This window comes from Thermosporothrix sp. COM3, assembly GCF_059696735.1.
In genome coordinates this window covers 6012103-6030320 of record NZ_AP019376.1, presented here as the reverse complement: position 1 = coordinate 6030320, position 18218 = coordinate 6012103, and the positions used below count along the sequence as shown (strand labels likewise).

Here is an 18218-nt window from a genome sequence, read left to right as displayed (position 1 = left end):
GGAAGAGGCCAGCCCTTCCCCGCTCCCGAAAGCATCAGCGCTGTTTTCGCTGCTTCGAGCCCTCCCTGACCCAACCAAGAATACACCCGAGCAGGAGAACCACACCGATACCAAAGACAATCGGGTTAAAGATAAACCCCACCAGCGTAATGGAAAGAGCAGCCGTTGTCAACAAGGGCCAGAGACTCGAATGGGGGCTGATATCCTCCTCGCGAATCTGGACGACCTTCTTCACGCGCTTCTTGCCAGTGCCTTGTTGCTCTCCCCCCTCCTGTGAGGCGGAAGAAGCAGGCGTCTGCTCAGGGTTCTGTTCCGCCCGAGCATCCTCAGAGGACTGCTGCTGGCGGGTCTCTTTTTCTTTATCCTCCGATTGTCCAGGGTTTGTCATCGTATGCAAAACCTCAAACCTCTTACTATCCAATTAATGGATAACGGACTTCCAATCGGCAATCTCCGGGTTCTTCTTATCATAGAACGGGCGGCGGCTGCGCACAATCGGAATAGTCAGGAAGTTATACTTCTTCGGTGGCGAAGCCGTATCCCATTCCAGAGTAAAGGCATCCCACGGATCGCTTGGTGCTTTCTCACCCTTCTTCAAGCTGTGAACAAGGTTGATGAGGAAGATCATCACGCCCACACCGACCAGGAACGCGCCAATTGTCGAGAGCAGGTTCAGCTCATTCCAGCCCATGTTTGCCGGATAGGTATACACGCGGCGCGGCATACCAAGCAGACCAAGCAGGTGCATGGGGAAGAAGGCCAGGTTCAGACCAATCATCAGCACCCAGAACTGAAGCTGAGCCAGCTTCTCGTTCATCATGCGACCGGTCATCTTCGGGAACCAGTAGAAGATACCACCGAAGATCGCCAGAACGCTACCACCGAAAAGCACATAGTGGATATGAGAAACAACGAAGTAGCTGTCAGTCACCTGATAGTCAAACGGCACAACCGCCAGAGCGGCACCATTCAAACCACCGATCAGGAACATGCCCACAAAGCCCAGAGCGAAAAGCATCGGAGCCCTGAAGCGCAGATTTCCTTTAAAGATCGTAGCCAGCCAGTTAAAGATTTTCACCGCAGTTGGCAGCGCGATCAGCGATGTGCTCGAAGCGAAGAACGCCTGTGCAATAGGCGGCAGACCAACCGCGAACATATGGTGCGCCCACACAGTAAAGCTCAGGAAGCCAATCGCCACACCAGACCACGCGATAAACGTGTAACCGAAGATCGGTTTGCGCGAGAAGACCGGCAGAATCTCCGAGACCATACCGAAGGCAGGCAGGATCAGAATATACACTTCGGGGTGACCAAAGGACCAGAACAGGTGTTGCCAGAGGACCGGATCACCACCATACGCAAAGCCATAGAAATGAGTGCCGAAATGGCGGTCCAGCAGCAGCAGAGCGCTTGCAGCGGTCAGGCTGGGCAGCGCGAACAGCAGCAGGAAGGACATCACCAGAATCATCCAGCAGAAGAGCGGCATACGGTTAATGCTCATGCCCGGAGCGCGCATCTTCAGCATGGTGACCACAAAGTTCAAAGAACCGGTGATAGAAGAGATACCAAGCATGGTTGTGCCGAGAATCCAGAAGTCGGCATTCATGCCCGGCGTACATTTATAAGCATGTACACCACAGGCGTCTTTGGTCAGGCTGAGCGGAGCATACATGAACCAGCCACCGTTAGGAGCGGAGTGGAACAGGAAGCTGAGCTCAATAAAGACACCACCAAAGAGCAGCACCCAGTAGCCAAAGGCGTTCATGCGTGGGAACGCCATATCACGTGCGCCAATCATCAGTGGCACAACGTAGTTACCAAATCCCGACATCATCGGCATCACGAACAGGAAGATCATCGTTGTGCCGTGCATCGTGAACATCTGGTTAAAGGTTTCCGGGTCGAGGACCTGACCATTCGGCAACGCAAGCTGTGCCCGGATCAGGAGAGCCTCCATGCCGCCCACCAGGAAGAAGAAGAAGGCCGTGACCATATACATCAGACCGATCTTCTTATGATCGGTTGTTGTTAGCCACTCACCTATAAAGGTTTCGCTAAAAGGCTTTTCCCGAACTACAGTGGTAGTTCCATCACCAACAGTGCGAACTGCCATGAACAAATTCCTCCAAGAATCCAGCCTCTCACCCTCGTGGTAAGAGGTAGACACGGGCTGTTACCCTATTTCAGACTCTCCAGATATGCAACGAGAGCCGCAATGTCATCCTTTGACAACTGTCCAATGACCATATCGTTACCCGGTTTGACTTTCTGGGGGTCTTGCAGCCACTTCGCCAGGTTACAATTCGAGAGATCACCACCCGGCTGACACTGGTCTACGTTGTTTTCAAGCACACCACCAGCGATCAGCTTACGGCTTCCAAAGTGCGTCAGGTCGGGGCCAATCAGACACCCGTTCTGCTTCTCTGGATTTACACATTGAACGGTAGGATCTTCCTTACCAGTATAATTCTCAAGAACGCCTACAATGCCGTGGCAGGTCGTACACTGATCCAGATAGAGCTGCTTTCCTTTGGCTTGCAGATCGCTCGCGGGATTCGCGGCGGCTGCCTGCTGCTCTCGCTGCCAGGTCTGGAACTTGTCGAAGTTGTCGGTGACAACGACATCAAAGCGCATATTCGCGTGCTGCACACCGCAGTATTCAGCACAGATACCGGTATAACGTCCCGGCTTATCCGCTTTGAATGTACGCACGTTATCGTGTCCCGGCACAACGTCCGTTTTCCCGGTTAACTGGGGAACCCAGAAACTATGGATAACATTATTCGAAAAGAGCTTGACTTTGACCCATGTGTTGGGAGGAACAACCAACGAATCAGCAGTTGTGATCTTGCTATCGGGATAATAGAATTCCCACCACCACTGATGACCGTAAGCCGTTACCTCAACCGTTTTTCCTTCTGGCTCCTTCGCAACATCAAACAGGCCCTGAATGGTGATGAACAGGATCACACCCAGCAGAATTGCCGGAAGCACCGTCCAGATAATTTCCACCTTCAGATTTCCATGCCACTGTGGAGCTGGAGGAGAGTCGGGGCGCTCACGGAAGCGGAAAATAGAGTAGATCAGCATGCCTTCAACACCGACAAAAATGATTGCCGCGATAATCAGCAACAGCCAGAAGACATTGCTCTCTCTTCCCGCGATCGGGCCCGCCGGGTCCAGCGTTGAGGGAGATCCCCCACACGCAGCTAAAAGAATCGTGGACAGGGCCAGTAGAACCCCGGTCAACGCCAGAGGCTTTGTCCCACGAAATACAGGCTTCCTCACGTCTCAATCTCCTACAAACAGTGTTTAGACTAAGGACATATGATGTCTTTTTGCAGGGTCTTTCTTCTTTCCATTTCGCTCTCGAAAGAAGCGGCCAGCGCCTGGTGAAACGACCAGGAACAGGCGATTTTCCTCCATTTTATGGACAGAGTGTATCCAGATAGCCTAACAGGAAGCTTTCAGGCGTTGAAGGAAACCTTACAACAACCTGAAAATATTCTGCATCTGGAGACACGAGAAAGCACCTTGTTCAAGCTGATGAAGCAAGGCTTCCCCGGGAGTGAGTATATTCACGTTTCAAACAGACCCGGCTTCCCTTTTCCTTCAACAGGCAAAACGTTATAAGGAGCGCTCTCTTCCCTTGATTTCCTCATCCACAACCTCGCCCTCGGTATTCGTCAGAACCGTGATGATCTCCTCATCCTCCTCCGCTTCGGCTAGCAACGCAGGCCCTCCCTCGCTGACACCATAGAAGCGCTTATCTTCTTCTTTTTGCTTCTGGTCCTGTAACTGAAGCCAGCGTAAGAAGAGAATACTCATCACGATAATGTTCAAAATATTTCCCGGCACCCACATCACCAGTCCGCCAAGCTGCTGATCAAAAGCGGGCGAGAAGCCCCAGGCACGTACTGGCTGCTTGATATAGGGTGCATAGAGAGGCTGCATAAAGGTCAGCCCCGCGCCTAGCAGCATGGTTGGCATGCCACTGAGGAAGAGGTAAAGAATCTGCCCGCCTATTGAGAGCCGGGGCAGCCCTTCCTTCACAGGGCTCAAGAGAGGCCACCAGTAAATAGTGGCAAAGACAATAAATGTCAGATGCTCCAAAACGTGAAGACTCTCGTTCGTCAGTGTTTCGTTGTAAAGTGGCGGAGCGTGCCAGAGGAAGAAATCACCGAAGAACAGAGTAAAGGCCACAAAAGGATGCGTTAGAAAGCGCCCAAACTTCAGGATCGTGCGATCTTGCAAGATCGGAGCAATCAGCCACCCTGGCATTCCAGCCACCATTAAAGGAGGGCCAACGACCGTTATTAACAGGTGTTGAACCATGTGGGCGCTAAATAAATACTCGTGCCCGATCTCATCGATCGGCGAGACGACCGCGAAAAAGATCGCCAGCACGCCACACACAAACAGAATGACCTGTCCTCGCGACACGCTGTCAGCGAGGTGATACTTCTTGCGCAAAGGACCGACCCCGTACAGATAGAGGCCGATGACAAGCGCACATCCCAGAATGACCGATGGCGCAAACGTCCATTGACTGAGCCAGTAATCTAAACCTAAATTCGCATTCACGTAAAATGGCCTTTCCAGTACATCCTTCGTATCATACTATAACAGGAGTAGCAGGGCGGGGCAAGAGCAATGAAAGGGTGCAGTGGAAACGTTCTACATTCACGTTCAGGTATTTGTAAGGTCCACTTTTCGCATTGCAAGGAAGCTATCAGGAAAAACGACGACAATGAGGAATGTCGTAGTATCGAGCTTACTTGCCCGCTTCATTCCATTTCCGGGCCTGCTCGTGAATGACGACTCCCGGCACTCTTTGCATATCTGAGTTGCTCCCTAGCGGTTGCCTGTATGCAGCACCAGACAGACAACAGTGCGTCCAGGTTGGACAAGCCATTCTTTTCCGCTGCGGAGCGCTTCTCATTCGTTTGTATGACACAAAACGATTACCGGTCATAGAATTTCATACCCGGCGATAGCCGGGGCTTCCCGGTGGCACAAGCGACGCGCTCAAGCCACTCTGAATCGAACTAGCAGAGGAAGAAGATTGTATGCAAGCGGAAGCTGTTCCAACAAAGTCTGAGCAGTGGCGTCAGATCTTTTCAAGCTATCTTAACCTTGTCAAGCCACATGTCACCGTTCTCCTGCTAGGAACAACGGTTGCCACAATGGCAATTGCCGCCAGAGGGCTCCCCCCCATCGGGCTGGTGATTGCAACTCTGATTGGTGGCTTTATGGCAGCAGGAAGCGCAAACTGCATCAATTGCTATATTGATCGCGATATTGATCAGGTCATGGGCCGCACACAGCGACGCTCCCTTCCCTCTGGCAAGGTTGAGCCACGCAACGCCCTGATATTTGGAATTGTTCTGGGGATTGGTTCCTTTCTTGTTCTGGCTCTTTTTGTGAACCTGCTCAGCGCCGTGCTGGCATTGGCAGCAAATCTCTTTTATGTCTTCGTCTACACGATGGGACTCAAGCGCACCACCGCCCAGAACATTGTGATTGGTGGCGCTGCGGGCGCGGTTCCTGTGCTGGTCGGTTGGGCAGCAGTAACAAACTCAGTCGATCTCCCGGCCATCTGGCTCTTTGCGATTATCTTCTATTGGACTCCCCCACACTTCTGGGCACTCTCGTTGCTGATTCAGAAAGACTACGCGAAAGCGAATGTTCCGATGCTGCCAAATGTAATGGGAGAAAAAGAGACGCGCAAGCAGATCTTGCTCTACTCCTTGCTGCTTCTGGCGGTGACGCTGATTCTCTTCTTGCTCGGCACAATGGGGTACATCTATTTGATCTCGTCACTGATCCTCGGCGGCATCCTGATCTACATGTCCATTCGACTGCTTCGAGATGAGTCGAAGAAGTGGGCGCGTACGATCTTCTGGTATTCTAACTGCTACCTGGCCCTGATCTTCGCGATCATGGTGATCGACCGCGTCCTTCCGCTGTAGGAGTGTAAGGTTCAAAACAAGGATTCGATACAACTATGAACTGGCGTCTTGCATCCCGACTTTCCGTTATCACCCTGACCGTGCTGGTGGTGATTGTAATTGTGATCGTACAACGCAATGCCTCTCAGACAGCGGGCCCGGGAGATACAGGAAATACAAACGATTCCAATCTACATGGCACCGCGCTTGATAATAAGCCCGCGCCCGGCTTTACTCTGACCGACCAGAATGGCAAAGAAGTCAAGCTGGATTCTTTTAAGGGGAAGCCTGTGGTGCTGACTTTTATGTACACGAGCTGCCCGGATCAGTGCCCCGCAGCCGCCGAGAAGCTGCGCAGCGCCCAGGAAATGCTTGGTAGTGAAGCACAGAATGTCTCGATGATGGCGGTCAGCACCGATCCCAAAAATGATACAGTTGCAGCCGCAAAGAAGTTCACCAATGACCATAGGCTCAAAGCGAACTGGCATTTTCTCATTGGCTCGCGCGAGACACTGAAACCAGTCTGGGACGCCTATCATATCTATGCTGAAACAGAGCAGCAGACCGTCGCCCCGCAACATACGATGGGGTTGTATCTTATCGATAAAAAAGGCCATATGCGTACCTTCCTGGGAAGCGAGTTTACCCCTCAGGATCTGGTAAGCAACCTTCAAACACTGCTACAGGAATAACCACAGACAGGGAGGCTTCCCGTATGGCAAGCCTCCTTTTTTCTCCCCGCAACAGAACGCCCCCTCTCAGTCAAGAAATCACAACCTATCTGCTGTTGACGCCACTTATCTGATCGGTTATGCTGTACATCAAGCCTCATCGTCAAAGTGTACTTGTGCTGAAAACACTGAGTAAAGAATTCTCAAAAACTATGGAGAAAGAGCAACAGTCATGGCGCAAGCTGCTAGGCAAGATCATCAGTAATCCCCAGGAAAGACAACAGATAGCAGACGCCCTACAGCTTCACCCCATTACGCTCACCCGATGGGTCACGAATAAAACTACCCCTCGGCTAGAGAGCCTACGTCAGCTACTAGACATCTTACCCTCACGACATCAGAAGCTTGCGGAGTGGATTATAAAAGAGTACCCACAATTGCAGCGAGAGAAATCTGCACCGAAGGCCCCGGACCTGGAAATTCCCTCCTCCTTCTATGCGCAGGTTCTTCATACCCATAGCAGCAGTCCGGCCATTCGTCGTTCATCCACCCTGAGCCAGTTGATTCTACAGCAGCTATTATTGCACCTTGACCCGGAGCAGCAGGGGATGACCGTCTTTCTGGTTCAGTGCGTACCGCCTTTCCCACAGCAAAAAGTGCAGAGCCTGCGCAAAACGTACGAGAGAAGTACTCCGTTCCAGCCCATGCAGGAGCCACATACCTGCTTCTATGGGGCAGAATCACCAGCCGGAAACGCCACCATCACAGGACACTACATTCTCATTCAAACCCATACCAATCCACTTGAACCTGTTCCACGCAACGTCACTGATGCGCTGCTGCGAGAGTCCGCGGCTCGTAGCGCCCCCTGTGGGAGCATGCTTGTCAGCCCGATTCTCCGCGTTGATCGGGTCGCAGGCTGTCTCTGCATCTGTAGTTCGCGCCCCGAGTCATTTACACAAATGACAATCGACATCGCCCAAAAATATATTGAGCTGCTGACTCTGGCCTTTGAGGAAGACGAGTTTTACCAGTTGACAGATCTTGATCTGGGCATCATGCCTCCCTATACCCAGCAGCATCCTCTGCTTGTCAGCTTTCAGCAGCGAGTCACCCGGCGTATGCGCCAGGCGCAGCAGGAAGGGCAGCTCTTTTCGCGGCAAGAGGCAGAGTTTCTGGCATGGAAAGAGATTGAAGAGCAGCTCCTTTATCAACCGTGGGAAGAATAACCAGAGGGCGCCAAATCCGGGTTGCTTGCACGAAATGAGTATATTTGGTATGCTTAGTTTAAGGACAAATATAAGAAATAGAGCGTCCTCGCGGCTTGTATCATTCTCAGAGGAGAACACAAAATTATGGATACTTCCCTTCAAGGTGCGAATCTCACACTGGACGAGCGACAACAAAGCCTTGAAGTGCAGGAACAACAGGAAACATTAGAGGCCGAGAAACATATCCACCTTCCGAAACCCAGTCTGTGGCCGCTGATTCTGAGTGCAGCGATCATGGTCACTGTAGGCGGTATGCTTGGTTTCCCGGATAGTGCCTTGCTGACCTACATTGGCGCTCCGCTTATCCTTGTTGGTATCCTGGGCTGGGCTTTAGAAGATCCTATGGGAGGATCACACGCTGCGCCTGCTGTCCAGCAAGCGCCGATTACCAGTAAAGAGGCACGCGAGATTCTCAAACACGCCCGTGAGATCGCACAGCACATGGTCACTGTGAGCAGCACCGCCTATAGCACACACCTGGCAAAGGTCGAACTTGAGGGCGAGAGCGAAGATGGTGTGACCCTGGCTCTCTACGGCAAGGTTGAACTTGAGACTCAGCGTAGCGAGATCGAAGCAGCAATTCGAGAACTGCCCGGCGTCAAAGCAGTCCACAACTTTATGATCGCTGAAGATGCCATTCTGCGGCAGGCATACGCGAAACTGGATGCGCTACGCGCAAAAGGAAAACTTGACGGCGCTTCCAATATCTCCATTCTGGTTGAAAACTATATCTTGCATCTCTATGGCGATGTACCAAATCGCGATATGAAATATGCTCTTGAGCGCGAGATGGTTGGTATTACAGGCGTCAAGGTGGTGGTGAACCACATCGGTTTGAACAAGGATATCCCTGGTAATCTGGGGAAAACCCGCAACGCCTAGCCGCACAATCTCCATTTTTTCAAAAGAGACGCCCCCACTTTTTCCAGACAACGGGGGCTGTCTCTTTTTTTGGCTTGCGTTAGCGTTTGCGCAAAAAAGCCGGAATATCAATCACATCTCCCGAAGGAGTGTTGCGGCTGGTATGCGAGAGATCTGGATTGAGGCCACGGATTTTGCGCTGCATGCCTCGTTGCTGCACGGGACGCGCGACCGGATTGGGTGCAGGCACCTCTTCAGCGGTCGGGTTCGGCCCGGGGATCTCATCCTCATGGTCATAATCATCATTGACAAAATCGTCCGGATCATGGGGCGATGGCACCATTGGCGAAATGGCGCGATGTCGTCCGGTATCTGAGAACGATGGCACCGGCGTTTGCAGCGAGTTCGGCGTGGGCAACGGACCGGTTGGATGATTGGCCGAGTTCATTGGAGGCGGCGTCATCGGCGTTGAGCCAGCGTATCCCGGCGTCCGATACAGGTTCGGGCTGGACGAAGAGCCTGCATTATGGTTCACGCCTGAATTGCCGCTTGCGCTTCCGGCTAGCTGCTGTTGATAGGACGACTTCCCTTCAGTGCGAGAGGGAGACTGCGGCATCACAAACGAGCTGGTATGATTCGTTCGCGCCCCGGTGGTGTCAAACCCGGTCGCGATCACCGTGATCTTGACTTTCCCATCATAGGTAGGGTCCTGAACCGCACCGAAGATAATATTGGCATCGGGATGCGCCGCCTGGCTGATAATATCGGCAGCCTCGTTGACCTCAAAGAGCGTCATATCCATGCCACCAGTGATATTGAAGAGTACACCACGGGCCCCGCTAATATCGATATCCAGTAGCGGGCTGGCAATTGCCAGTTGCGCCGCATCAATCGCCCGTGTATCTCCACTGGCCTCACCGATTGCCATCAGAGCAGAGCCAGCCGAAGACATGATCGTCTTCACATCAGCGAAGTCCAGATTGATCAACCCGGGCACCGTGATCAGATCACTGATGCCTTGAATACCCTGGCGCAGCACATCATCTGCCAGTTTAAACGCCTCAGAAAGCGGCGTCCGTTTATCAGCAATATGCAACAGGCGATCATTGGGAACAGTTATCAGTGTATCGACATGCTGCTTCAGATTAGCGATGCCCTCTTCAGCAGCGAGCTGACGCTTCTTCCCCTCAAAGGTAAACGGCTTGGTCACCACACCCACCGTCAGGGCACCGAGCTCGCGAGCAATCTGGGCAACGACCGGACTTGCACCGGTACCAGTTCCGCCCCCCATACCAGCAGTGATGAAGACCATATCCGAGCCCTTCAAGGCCTCATAGATATCCTCGGCATTCTCTTCAGCAGCCTTCGAGCCAACGCTGGGATTACCGCCCGCACCGAGGCCACGAGTCAGCTTCTCACCGATATGGATACGCTGAGGAGCCTCCGTTAGCAACAATGCCTGAGCATCCGTATTGATGGCAATAAACTCAATACCTGTCATATTCGCCTGAATCATGCGATTCACGGCATTGCTCCCGCCCCCGCCGACGCCAATTACGCGAATCTGAGCGAAGCCTTCAAGTTGTTGATTATCCAAAGGTAACATTAATCGCGGCCCCCTTTCGAGTTTCTATTATGTAGAACGTACAATATCACATTTCTCTCAACAACCATAATAGAAACCTCGCTTATGGAAAAAACGCACGTACTAAACGGCCCAAGAGGCCAAAACGAGACTTGAAATCGCCGGGAGCTCCTGGAGGATCATATTCCTCTTCTTCGACCAGAGAGCCATTGCGCAGGCCCCACATCAGAAGACCAACTGCGGTCGCATAGGCGGGCCGATTAATCGAGTCAGCCAGTCCATGTAATCCCAGTGGCATACCAATCCGGGCGGGGAGGTCAAGCGTTCGATTCGCCACCTCTACAATTCCTGGCAACTCAGCGCACCCGCCGGTAATCACAATTCCCGCAGGCAGTAGCCCATCGTAACCAGACTTCTTGATCTCTTCGTGAACCATGCTAAACATCTCTTCCACGCGGGCTTGAATGATTTCTGCCAGTAACCTGCGCGGAACCAGATCATTACAATCGGGCATAAACTGCGATAGATCTATCATATCATCTGGCTTGATCGCCTCCGGGTCGCAGTGCCCATATGTCACCTTGAGTTCCTCGGCAACCGCTGGCGGCAGGCGCAAACCGATCGCAATATCGTTGGTAATATGGTTGCCCCCGATTCCCAGTACAACAGTTTGCCAGATTGCCCCATCCGCAAAAATAGCAATATCGGTTGTGCCACCCCCCACATCGACCAGAGCAACTCCCAGGTCCGTTTCTCCTTCGGCCAGCACGGCCTCACTCGAAGCCAGAGGCTCCAGCACCAGATCTTCTATCTCAACATGTGCCCGATCCACACACTTCATCAGGTTGTGGATAGAAGAAGAGGCCCCGGTAATAATATGCGTCTCTACTTCCAGACGAAATCCAGACATGCCAATGGGATTCTTAATCCCCTCTTGCCCATCGACTACATATCCCCGAGGGATGACATGAATCACTTCCCTGTTCGCCGGCAAAGAAATTGCCTGCGCAATCTCGATCGCCCGGTTGATATCATTCGGCACAATCTCGCGATGTTTAGGAGAGATAGCGACAAACCCCTTGCTATTCTCCGATTCAATGTGGCTGCCCGCGATACCGACATATGCTGAAGCGATCTTCTTACCAGAGAGCCGCTCAGCTCGATCCAATGCCGCAGTAATGGATGAAACAGTCTCGTCAATGTTTACCACCACTCCACGGCGTAACCCTTGTGAAGGACAGGTGCCGACACCCACAATGCTCAACTTGCCATCACTATCAAGCTCACCAACCAGGACACACACTTTTGTTGTTCCAACGTCGATACCGACAATCACCCGCTCTTGCACGATAGACGCTCCTATTGGGCGGTACAAATGAGAGACGCGCTACGAAGACGACAGGAGGTAGCCACCTCCGCCGGGACTCGGCGTACCACTGCGTCACCACACCCATCTTTCCTTTACCGTTTTTCCTCTTGTTTTACAGTATAAATCGGACGATACCCGTAGCGGAGATCAATAGTTGCCAGCGAGAGATGCTTTCTCTGAGCCAGAGCGAGTATACGTTCCAGCGCCTGAAGCTTGTTCTCCACCGGGTTCAGATCGTCCGCGCTGCCCAGATAGGCAATCCACCCCTCAGCGCTTTCTACTCTAAACGAGCCCCATCTACGTTGCGCTCCCGGCCCACTCGTGGTATTAGCATACATTGTACCATCATAGCGTAATTGAAACCGTCCAATACCGGTCATTTTCTGTAGAGACGCAAAAACATCGCGCGCGAATTGGATTTCAGCACGATTCAGCCGCATTCCCGGGCGGATAGTGGCGTTCTTGCCCGCTTGCAGTACACCCGAGGCCGCCAGAACAACCGGCAGCTTCTCAGCGCCCTCTGTATCAGCAAGCGGCGCCACAACCACCCCTTCACGATCAATGCTCCATGCCCCCTCCGGCGTCTGCCAGAGCAGGACCGGCCTGCGCTCAACCACATGAATAACCAGTTGATCGGGCCATTGTTTGCTTATGTCCGCTGACGCGACTGCTGGGAGCGCCTCTATTTGCTCCTTCACTCCGGGAATATTGACGAGAAATATATTTCGACCCCTCACGCCACTATTCTCGATTGAACGGATCAAGGCAGGATTCCGCGTCCCTACAACAGCCAGGCGTTTGATCTGAAAGGCATTACTGGTAAACGCAAAAAAGAGCGCCAGAAGAAGTACAATGATACCGACCAAAAAGAGAAACGGTTTCCAGGTAATGCCCCCACGGCGTCCAGCTCGTGCCGGGGTATCTGCGCTTTGTCCAGCAGGAAGGCGACGTACCACACGACTCCCGGCCAGCCCGTCCAGAACTGTGCTTCGTCCCACTGCCCCCCCTGCATACGGTTCATCCGCTTGCTTGCGGGGACGCCGGACAATGGGAGCAGCCACATTCTGCTGTTCCCGCGCCTGCACTCGACGGAGCTCGGTTCCTTTCCCACGACTGCCCTTCGTCGCTTTGTGCTCCGGTAGTCGCCTTCTGTCGGTCATGACAATGGAGCAACCTTCCATTCGCCGCGAAGCTCGACTTCCAGTTCCAAATTGACCCCGAACTGTTCGAGCACGCGATTATGGGCCTCACGAATTAAGGCCGCGACATCGGCAGCTTGAGCACCACCAAGATTGACAATAAAGTTGGCATGCCGCTCCGAAATCTGCGCCTTTCCTATCTGTAGGCCTTTGATCCCCGCCATCTCAATCAGGCGAGCCGAGAAATCTCCAGGTGGATTCTTAAAGACCGAACCGGCGCTCTTCTGGGGCGGCTGCGTGACCTTACGATGATGCTTGTACTCGCTGATTTTTGCCTTCAGCGTCTGCGGATCATCGCGATGGAGCCGCACGCCAACCTCCATAATCACTTCTGCCGGCTCAATTAACCTGCGTGGAGCCGCAACCGGATACCCATCCTCATCAAATTGAACGCGACGATGGGCACGAAAGCGGCTATGGCGATAGCTCAAAGCGAGGTCAGCATGCGGATAGCGCACCACTTCCGGCTCAATTGGTGTCTCTTCACACAGCCGCGCGTCCAGGACATCCACCCATTCAAGGACCTGTCCCAGTTCGCCCTTATGCGCTCCCGCATTGCTAATGACCGCACCGCCAAGCGTTCCGGGAATACCGGGGCCAAATTCCAGCCCGCCCCATCCTTTTGCAGCAAGGTCGTTCAACAGGCTGGGCCAGCTCACACCCGCTCCAGCCTGCAATAAGGCAGTTCCATCTGTCTGCTCTTCAATGGTATAGCTCGTTAGAGCGATCTGGGCCACAATACCACGCACGCCTGCATCAGCATACAATACATTGGTTCCGTTGCCCGTAAACAGGATAGGCCAGCGATGCTTGGAACAGAGCGTTACCAGATCTATCAGGTCCTGCCGCTTTTCAACCTTCATCCAGATATCAGCCGGTCCCCCGACGCCAAAAGTGCAGTGTCGAGAAAGCAACTCATTGCGGCGGATGCGCTCGCCGAAACGTTCCTGCAAAATTGGCAAAGCTGTGTCAATATCGAATGTCATGTTCTTCCCTCTATACCTGATATGCTCTGTCCTGCAAAAGCAGCTCTGTCACCATATAGATATCACCGGCTCCCATAATAACGACAAAATCGCCGGGTTGTAACATCTCGCGAAGCAACTGCACGGTCTCCCGCACCGTGCCGCCATAGAGAATCCGGGCCTCCTGCCCCGCGAAACGAGGCCGTTGTGCAATCTCGTTCACCAGATCCCGCGAGTGAATCAATCCCGTATCAACCTCACGCGCCGGGTAGATATCGGAGATAATCGCGACATCCGCAGCATCGAATGCTGATAGGAACTGCTCAAAGAAGGTCTTTGTCCGGCTATACATATGCGGCTGATAGACGGCAAGTACCCGGCTTCCGGGATAGCGTTTCCGGGTCGCCTCAATCGTCAGTGCAATCGCCGTCGGATGATGGGCGTAATCATCCACCAGCGTGATATCAGCCAGTTGCTTACCCTGCACCTGCAACGCGCCCTGATGGCGAATCTCGAAGCGGCGGCGCGTTCCGGTAAAGCCCGCCAGCGTCCGCGCCAGCGAGGCGGCATCAATACCGAGCAGATAGGCAGCCGAAAGCGCTGCCAGGGCATTCTGCACATAGTGCAGCCCCGGTAACTGCAAGGTGATGCGCTCTTCCGGGAACGCGGCCACACCATGCGCCTCCGCATTGCGCACTCGCACACGGAAACTGGTTTGTCCTTCCAGCTCTATATCATATGCCTCAAAAAGCAGGCTCTTTCGCGGTAGTTCCCAATCAGCCAGATTTTTCTCTCCCGCTATACTGTAAAACACGGTTCTGCCCGGCCAATCGACGAGCCGTTCACAAAGATCGCGGCATCCCTGGCTGTCCGCATTCACGACAATCGTCGGCTCTAGTGGCCAATCGCCCGTCAGGTCCATGCCCCGAACAAAGCGCTCAAATGCGGTCAGGAACGCCTCATAATCCGGGAAAAACTCTGGATGCTCGTACTCGATTGCGTTGATCACTGCAAGACGCGGATGATAATGCCAGAAGTTATGGTTGAACTCATCGGCTTCGTTCACAAAATACTGGCTCTGTCCCAGGCGGTAATTCGCACCAAAACGCGGCACCACCGCGCCAATCTCACAGGTTGGATCGAGTCCGGCATCAACCAGCATCAGCGAAAGCATGGTTGTCGTGGTACTCTTGCCATGCACGCCACAGACCGAGAGCACACATTTCCCCTGCATCAACTGGCCTAAGAGCTCCTGCCAGGTCATGACGCGAATTCCCCGCTGCTGCGCCTCCAACAGCTCCGGGTTCTCCGGGTCGAGTGCAGTCACCGCCGGACTGATAATCAGGGCGTCTACGCCCTCCAGATGCTCCGCGCTATGGCCAATCGAGACAGAGATTCCGGCCTCACGCAGGGCGCGAGTGTTGGCGGACTCGCTTCGATCGCAACCAGTGACCTTTGCACCCTGCTGAAAGGCCATCTGCGCCACTGACGAGATGCCATGCCCGCCTATACCCATAAAATGAAAATGCGACTGTTTCAAATGCTCAGTACCTCATTCTTTGCTGTTGTTACACCCGATACATGTGCCATCTGCGCGATCTTGTCGGCAATCGTTGCGGTGGCATCCGGGAGAGATAGTTTGCTGACAGCCTCCGCCATCACCTGTAGCGCGCTCTGCTCAGTAAAGAGACGGTTTGTCCGCTCAAGCAGTGCCTCAACCGTGAATTGATCATTGATAACCACCTCCGCCGCGCCCTGACGCCCAAACATTGCGGCGTTCGCTTCTTGCGGTGATGCACCAATTCCGGGAGGCAATGGCACAAGAATACTTGGTTTGCCCAGTACCGCCAGCTCGCTCAGGGTTGATGCTCCCGCCCGACAGACAACCAGTTCTGCGGCCTGCAATGCCAGCGGCATTTCTTCTGACATATAGGGTACCAGATGATAGCGTTTTCGTACCTCTTCGCTGCTCCCCTTCAGTATTTCATCGGACAGAGAGCGCGTTTCTTCAAATAGTTTCTTCCCGCTGATCTGCAAGACCTGACAATGGTTGAGCAGTTCAGGCAACGCCTTACAGACCACCTGATTGAGATGCCGCGCCCCCTGACTCCCTCCAGTCACCAGCAAGAGCGGGACAGCGGGATCAAAGCCCAGAGCCGTTCGTGCCTCCTGTGGTGTCTTTGAGCGCACATCGAGAATTTCCTGGCGTATAGGGTTACCAACCAGTGAGGTCTTCTGCGAAGGGAAAAAGCGCAGGGAGTCGGCAAAGGCAACCGAGATATGCGATGCCAACCGCATCAGGAGCTTATTCGATAGATTGGGGGGAACATCTTGCTGATGCATTAACAGGGGAACGCCACTCAACCGCGCTCCCAGGCCAGCCGGAACGGCCACATAGCCACCACTGGTAAACGCTACATCAGGATGAAAGCGCCGCACAATCCCGATCGCCTGCATCATCCCGACCGGAACACGCGCCGCTTTCTTGATCGTTCCCCAGGAGACATAGCGCTGCAATTTCCCGGCTTTCACCGTTACCAACCGCAAGCCTGCCGCCGGGACAAGTTGCGTCTCCAGGCCATCATCACTCCCCAGAAATAGGATATCCGCATCATATTTTTCTTTCAATTGCATGGCAACCGCAAGCGCCGGATAAATATGGCCTCCGGTGCCACCTCCAGAGATCAATACTTTCATACAAGCATTCCTTCATACACGCTCTTTAAAGATAGCAGACGTTCATTTTCAAAAAGCTACAGATCGCTTTTTCTACGCTTCAGACGAAAGGTTTCGGTGATGGTGCGTCGCGAGAGTAACGGAATTTCCGGTTCCTGGATATAGCGCGAAATATTCAGCAGCACTCCAACTGCCGCCAGGGACACAATCAGCGAGGTGCCGCCATAGCTAATAAATGGCAAAGGCACCCCTGTATAGGGGACAGAGGCCGTCGAAGCGCCGATATTGACCGCCGCCTGCAAGACCAGCCAGGTAGTCAATCCTGTCGCCAGCAGAGCCCCGTAGACGTCCTGTGTCCGCCGTGCCAGACGAAACCCTCGAAAGGCCAGAGCCAGAAAAAGCACAATAACGATCGCACCACCCACAAAACCTAACTCCTCGCCCAAAATCGCAAAAATTGAGTCTATATGTGGAAACGGAAGATACCCTGTTTTTTGTCTACTTGCTCCCAAAGATAGGCCGAAAAAGCCACCCGAGCCCAGAGCAAGCAGAGACTGATACAGTTGTAAGTTAATATTAGTAATAAATTCAGGTTTCAACGGATTGAGAAAGCCAAGAATGCGATAGAAGCGGTAGCCGCGAAAAGCAAGCGGCACAAAGACCAGCAGCCCACAACCAACCGCCAGCAGGAATTGCGCAATATTTGCCCCGGCAGTGAAAAACATCGCCGTCGCCAGCCCGGCAATCACAATCGCCGTTCCCATATCGTTTTCAAGTAATACCAGCCCGAGAATCAAGCCGACCAGGAGCACAAACGGCGTCAGGCCATACAGAAAACTCCTGACCTGATTCCCTTTTCGGGCTAACCAGTCAGCAATATACAGGGAAAGCGCCAGCTTGGTCAACTCGCTTGGCTGAAATGAGAGGGGACCCAGAGTAAACCAGCGGGACGCGCCATAGGCATTCGTTCCGAACACCAGCACCAGTACCAGCAAGGGGAGCACAATCGCCATCCCCACCAATGAAAAGCGGCGCCAGATTCGATAATCGATCCGCATCGTCACCAGCATGGCAATGACACCAAGCAGCGCCGAGATTAACTGTCGCTGGAAAAAGTAGGATGGGCTTCCATAGGCTCGCGCCGAAATAAACGAGCTGGCGCTATAGACCATAATCAGGCCAATCATCAAAAGCAGCAGCACCACGACCAGCAAGACAGAGTCAAACTTCCCAGGAACCCGAGGTAAACGCAGTTCAAGATCAAGCTCACGTAGCTTTTCAAGCTCATCTTCATCTACGCTCTCTATATCTTGAACCGCAGACCCACCCTTCCGGCTGGAAAACAGCCCCTCACTCATCTCTGTCAGTTGAGAGAAAACACCCGGAGCATTCAAACGGTCTTGCATTGGAGGCAAGCGCTTCTTCGCCGCAGGAGCATATCGAAAGGCCGACGCCTCAGCAGCATTGCTCATCCGCTGCTGCCGCCTTGTTGTCTGGCCTCGAGCCTTCTCAGACTGCTGGCCCACCCTCTGTCGCGCAGCTTCCAGAGCCGGAGAACGCCCGATAGGGAAGGCTCGTTCCTTGCGTGGCCTTCCCGCTGCTGCACGCTCGCTCTGACGCCCTTTCACAGACTTTGCCTTCTTTTGTGACATGCTCTCGCTTTACTGGAA

At 53.4% G+C, this 18218-nt stretch carries 14 protein-coding genes and 1 pseudogene; 4 read left to right on the top strand and 11 right to left on the bottom strand.

Annotated elements, in window-relative coordinates:
* Positions 1 to 34 precede the first annotated feature (34 nt).
* The 4 genes from KTH_RS25865 to KTH_RS25850 form a co-directional block, all read right to left on the bottom strand.
* Positions 35 to 388 carry a hypothetical protein gene (locus KTH_RS25865; RefSeq protein WP_497621755.1) on the bottom strand — a complete coding sequence of 118 codons (354 nt, stop codon included), beginning with the start codon at positions 386 to 388 and terminating at the stop codon, positions 35 to 37.
* A 33-nt stretch (positions 389 to 421) separates the two neighbouring features.
* Positions 422 to 2113 carry a cytochrome c oxidase subunit I gene (gene ctaD, locus KTH_RS25860; RefSeq protein ID WP_497621753.1) on the bottom strand — a complete coding sequence of 564 codons (1692 nt, stop codon included), beginning with the start codon at positions 2111 to 2113 and terminating at the stop codon, positions 422 to 424.
* A gap of 65 nt (positions 2114 to 2178) precedes the next feature.
* On the bottom strand, positions 2179 to 3288 hold the full coding sequence (gene coxB, locus KTH_RS25855) for a cytochrome c oxidase subunit II (protein WP_497621751.1): 1110 nt from the start codon (positions 3286 to 3288) through the stop codon (positions 2179 to 2181).
* A 339-nt stretch (positions 3289 to 3627) separates the two neighbouring features.
* Positions 3628 to 4584, bottom strand: a complete 957-nt coding sequence (locus KTH_RS25850) for a cytochrome c oxidase assembly protein (protein ID WP_497621749.1) — start codon at positions 4582 to 4584, stop codon at positions 3628 to 3630.
* Positions 4585 to 5069: 485 nt separating this feature from the next.
* On the opposite strand from KTH_RS25850, the gene KTH_RS25845 reads away from it, so the two are divergent.
* The 4 genes from KTH_RS25845 (at position 5070) to KTH_RS25830 (ending at position 8775) form a co-directional block, all read left to right on the top strand.
* On the top strand, positions 5070 to 5972 hold the full coding sequence (locus KTH_RS25845) for a heme o synthase (protein ID WP_111325173.1): 903 nt from the start codon (positions 5070 to 5072) through the stop codon (positions 5970 to 5972).
* Between the two features lie 35 nt (positions 5973 to 6007).
* Positions 6008 to 6643 carry an SCO family protein gene (locus tag KTH_RS25840; protein WP_497621747.1) on the top strand — a complete coding sequence of 212 codons (636 nt, stop codon included), beginning with the start codon at positions 6008 to 6010 and terminating at the stop codon, positions 6641 to 6643.
* A gap of 191 nt (positions 6644 to 6834) precedes the next feature.
* Positions 6835 to 7851 carry a hypothetical protein gene (locus KTH_RS25835; protein ID WP_497621745.1) on the top strand — a complete coding sequence of 339 codons (1017 nt, stop codon included), beginning with the start codon at positions 6835 to 6837 and terminating at the stop codon, positions 7849 to 7851.
* Positions 7852 to 7977: 126 nt separating this feature from the next.
* On the top strand, positions 7978 to 8775 hold the full coding sequence (locus tag KTH_RS25830; protein WP_497621743.1) for a BON domain-containing protein: 798 nt from the start codon (positions 7978 to 7980) through the stop codon (positions 8773 to 8775).
* A 619-nt stretch (positions 8776 to 9394) separates the two neighbouring features.
* On the opposite strand, the pseudogene ftsZ reads toward KTH_RS25830, so the two are convergent.
* From ftsZ to ftsW, 7 genes and pseudogenes are all read right to left on the bottom strand, one after another.
* Positions 9395 to 10360 (bottom strand): annotated as a pseudogene (gene ftsZ / locus KTH_RS25825) (cell division protein FtsZ); the annotation flags it as partial.
* Positions 10361 to 10442: 82 nt separating this feature from the next.
* Positions 10443 to 11687, bottom strand: coding sequence for a cell division protein FtsA (gene ftsA / locus KTH_RS25820; RefSeq protein WP_497621740.1), 1245 nt, complete (start codon positions 11685 to 11687; stop codon positions 10443 to 10445).
* Between the two features lie 113 nt (positions 11688 to 11800).
* Complete coding sequence (locus KTH_RS25815) at positions 11801 to 12868, bottom strand: cell division protein FtsQ/DivIB (protein WP_170142868.1); 1068 nt, start codon at positions 12866 to 12868, stop codon at positions 11801 to 11803.
* The gene (murB, locus tag KTH_RS25810; protein WP_111325180.1) at positions 12865 to 13893 is read right to left on the bottom strand and encodes a UDP-N-acetylmuramate dehydrogenase; all 1029 of its coding nucleotides are present in this window, start codon (positions 13891 to 13893) and stop codon (positions 12865 to 12867) included. Before murB ends, KTH_RS25815 begins: the two co-directional genes overlap by 4 nt.
* Positions 13894 to 13903: 10 nt before the next feature.
* Positions 13904 to 15412 carry a UDP-N-acetylmuramate--L-alanine ligase gene (gene murC, locus KTH_RS25805; protein WP_497621737.1) on the bottom strand — a complete coding sequence of 503 codons (1509 nt, stop codon included), beginning with the start codon at positions 15410 to 15412 and terminating at the stop codon, positions 13904 to 13906.
* Positions 15409 to 16569, bottom strand: a complete 1161-nt coding sequence (murG, locus tag KTH_RS25800; RefSeq protein ID WP_497621736.1) for an undecaprenyldiphospho-muramoylpentapeptide beta-N-acetylglucosaminyltransferase — start codon at positions 16567 to 16569, stop codon at positions 15409 to 15411. The genes murC and murG overlap by 4 nt, the downstream gene beginning before the upstream one ends.
* A 56-nt stretch (positions 16570 to 16625) precedes the next feature.
* Positions 16626 to 18200, bottom strand: coding sequence for a putative lipid II flippase FtsW (gene ftsW, locus KTH_RS25795; protein WP_111325183.1), 1575 nt, complete (start codon positions 18198 to 18200; stop codon positions 16626 to 16628).
* Positions 18201 to 18218 lie beyond the last annotated feature (18 nt).